This window comes from Marivita sp. (genome assembly GCF_020055635.1).
Classification (GTDB): Bacteria; Pseudomonadota; Alphaproteobacteria; order Rhodobacterales; family Rhodobacteraceae; genus Marivita.
Window position 1 is genome coordinate 1 of sequence record NZ_JAIPUT010000158.1, and the last position, 3,053, is coordinate 3,053.

The 3,053-nt window shown below is 61.1% G+C and carries 3 protein-coding genes; all 3 read left to right on the top strand.

The features are described 5' to 3' along the window. A partial coding sequence (locus LCF60_RS24025) for a hypothetical protein (RefSeq protein ID WP_292295055.1) occupies nt 1-1,781 on the top strand: 1,781 nt, incomplete at its 5' end. A 76-nt stretch (nt 1,782-1,857) separates the two neighbouring features. Continuing rightward, nucleotides 1,858-2,805 (top strand): hypothetical protein, encoded by a 948-nt coding sequence (locus tag LCF60_RS24030; RefSeq protein ID WP_292295056.1) that lies wholly within the window; start codon nt 1,858-1,860, stop codon nt 2,803-2,805. 19 nt (nt 2,806-2,824) lie between these two features. Further along, nucleotides 2,825-3,053, top strand: a 229-nt coding sequence (locus LCF60_RS24035) for a hypothetical protein (protein WP_292295057.1), incomplete at its 3' end; no start/stop codon positions are given.

Below are 3,053 nucleotides of genomic sequence, written 5' to 3' on the forward strand. Positions count from 1 at the left end.
AAGATGCAATGGTCGCGATGTACGACGCGGGTCAGCAGAACAGCCATCAATACGAGCAGCTTGCCCGCGCGCGCAGCGGCCTCCTGAGCGAACCCGATGGCAGCCCCGGCTATGACCGATATGCCACCACGGCGCGCAACAACCTGCCCGCGTCGAGCCCGATGGCGTCGGTGAATGATCCTGACTTCGGCTCCGCGCAGTGCGACTGCGAACCGGGACAACCCTGTTGTCTGACCAGTGGTGAGCTATCCGACAGTTCCTCGCCTGACCGGAAACTGACATGGCCGTCGAACGGTGATGCGCCGCCGACCCGATTGTTTATCATCGCGGATGACAAGCAAGGCATGAACCTTGTCGGTAAGGTCAAAAGCAAGGCCGATGGACAGCACTGTCAGATGCGGCCCGCCCGACCTCAGGGGTTCAATACGCGTGGGCTGGTGTCAGGCGAGTCGCTGCTTCCGAAAACGGAAACCGAGCAGTCGGTCGCTGCTCCTCAGACAGCGAATTTTCAAGTGCTTGGTGATTCCATTTTGCCGCAGGATTTCGTCGTGGCGATGAGCGCTGTGGACTTGCTGATATCCGGCATGGATTCGTTCGAGAACAACCAAGGTGCACGGTATACACCGCGGATGTGTTTGCCCGAATCCGGAATGGTGGCAACCTACACGGTGCATGCTTTTCCAGAGGTGGATATCAACGGCAGGATCATAGCCGATGTTACGCTCAGCTTTCGCACCAGTCGCTTTGGGGCAAGCACGGGCATCAGCGGCGAGATGACGGGCAAGGTTGGTGATAAAACGATCGATGTGAAGAGCGAAGCCGGGGCAACGAAGCATACTGCTGCGGCGGCCCCTCCGTCGAACCAGGCAGCCTCCCGGGGAACGTCCGGCCTACTGAGCAAGATGATCTCGACCATGGGCTCTTTTGTACACGGGCGCGAGGCCGAGGGCTTTGAGGCGGAGGTGGTAGACGGCTCTGGGGTGACGCTTGTGGTGGAACTGACGCTGGAAGCGAGCGCGTTCAAACTGGAAAAAGTCGATGCAAGCCCGGACCTGAAATTCAAGGTCGACAAGTTCGAGTCGTCCCTGTCCGTGAAAGCTGAAGGGACAATTGACGTCGTCGAACTTGCCGTTGCAGGCCTTTTGTCACCGGCGGCTTCCGAGTTAATGCAACGCGCGCGCGCAGAAGCGATGCGCGAGGGCCGCGCGATCCGGGGGCGCGTCAGGGCCGATGTCGTGTTGAGCGCCGGTGGTGAGTTGTCCTACAAGTACGGGTCCGGTCTGGCGTACCGCTATGCCGCCAATGACGAGAACGGTTTCGAGAAAGGTGAGGGGTCGGACACGTTCGGGGGGAAAGTCGATATCAAGGGGGATGCGACGGTCGAGATTCATGCCGAGGGCGAGATTTGGATCGTCCAGGCTGAAGCTGGTGCGCGCGGCTCGATGCATACGGCGTGGTGCTGGGAGATGCGCAAAACCGATGCCGGGCGCGAGAAGAGGTATTATTTCGAAGGCTTGCGCGCACGGGTGAAAGGCTATGTGAGCGTGGGGATAACCAGCCGCGGAGACACGCTTGACCCGCCCGCACCGGGGGATCCGAATTTTGAGCGCTCTGTCGGTGGCACGGCTTCGCGGAGTACCGGCGAGGTGTCGCAGTCGATCGCAGAGGTCGGTAACAGTGATGAAGAGGACTGGAGCAAGCCCTCTGGAGATGAAATCGAACTGCTCGAACCGACGGTTCCCGAGGTTACCGGGGAAACCCCCCCGTGGGAGCCGTATTGACATGATTGACCAGATGAACCGACGTTTTTTCGTTTGCGCGGCAACCGCCTTGTCCGCCTTTCAAGGAGCCTCTCTCATGGCACAGACCAGCGATCCGCATTATTATTACCTTCGGTTCCGCACGGTCGCCTGCTGGCATATCGTGTCCGTCAATGACGTGCCGGTGTCGATAAAGCCGGCAGCCGAGCGGCAGGAATGGACGGTGCCGATCAACACGCTGCTGCGGGCGGGAACGAATACGCTAACGTTCAACTTCGTGCCGGTCTGGGGCGAGGCCTATCCGGCGGGCGCTCCGAACCCGGAATTTGCCGTCCGGATCGACCTCGTGCGTTACAATCTGCGGACCGAAACGGACGAGGACTACACGGCCTTGCACCTGGCCTTCGACATGGAAACTGGTCACCTTGCGCCGGTGGAGCAAACGTCACTGGGGGCAAGCCGTGGACAGGGCAGGGCGGTCTTCGGCAGCAGCGGGCGTTTCACGGTCGAGGACGGGGAATACCGCGATATCTACGGCCCTGCCGTTCCATCGCGGGTGGTCACGTTCGATGTCACGGTGCCCGACGATTTGCCACCGCTCACATGGGAGGGCGCGCCAGTGCTGCCAGGGGCGGACGTGCTGCGAGAAGAACTGCTTGCAGCTTATCGCGGTGTACATGCCGCCCTCATGAGCGGCGATGCTGCCCGCGTCAGGCAGGCCTATCTTCCCACCTGGGAGCGGACCGCGACGGTCATGCACTACCAGGACGTCACCGAATTCATGCGCGTGAACGACGCTGTGCAAAAGCTGGCGTCGACATTGCCGGAAGGCGAAACGCTGCAACCGGCGCGGTTCTGGCCATCGCCCGGCGAGGCCCAGATTTTCCATGCGGCTGAGGGCCGTCTGGCATTCATACTGCCATCGCCCTTGCGGTGGGCCGACCCGGCAACACCGGACAAGACAGCCGTTCAATCTGCGGTCGCCTTCATGCGCAACCCTGCCAGTGGGGGGCTTGTCGTTGCGTCCGTTCTGTATCTCGTCTGAGGTTGGTGTGGCGTATGCGATGATACGCGGTCTGGCCGGGTGCCATGTGGTTCTGTGTCGTTTGGCTGTGGCGATCCTGCTTGCGGCAAGTTCTGCTGGGCCTGTTCTGGCGCAAACTGCCGATCCGGGCAGGACGGAATTTGCGATTGATCTGCAGGCGAATGCGGTGGTGCTGGATATCCGGCTGAATGACATACCGCTCTTCGGGGTCGAGCAACCGGCCAATCCGTTCCCGGCGCAGGTGCTGA